At 59.9% G+C, this 401-nt stretch carries 1 pseudogene; it reads left to right on the top strand.

Annotated elements, in window-relative coordinates:
• Nucleotides 1-24: 24 nt before the first annotated feature.
• A pseudogene (locus B7449_RS18800) lies at nt 25-401 on the top strand (secretion protein); the annotation flags it as partial.

Genomic DNA, 401 nt, shown 5'->3' with positions numbered 1-401 from the left:
CCGGTCACGATCAAGGTGCACGGCGTGATCCGCTACGCCACATGCAAAGCGACGGACTCCCTCGCGCTGACGGATATCGTCGGCCATGTCTATGCCTCTGACGGGATGGCCATGCTTGGTGTCGGCCATATCCTCGATACAGCCTACAGCGTGGCACTGGACCGCAAGGTCAATCTGCGTTTCCGGATCAATCTTTCACCCATTTCGGTCAAGCGGGGCAGCGGCGTCCACATCGTCATGCGTCCGATCCCCGCCCGCCCCGCCAGCCTTGACCAGCAGATGGTCGAACAGGAAATCCGGGACACGAACAGGCTCAAAAGCGGCATGGTCCTGTTTGGTGGGGCAACCGGTTCCGGAAAGACCACGTTGCAATTCGGGCTCGCCATCGAAAAACTCATGGA

The organism is Komagataeibacter intermedius TF2 (assembly GCF_000964425.1).
Lineage (GTDB): Bacteria > Pseudomonadota > Alphaproteobacteria > Acetobacterales > Acetobacteraceae > Komagataeibacter > Komagataeibacter intermedius.
This window is presented reverse-complemented; position numbering and strand designations above follow the sequence as displayed.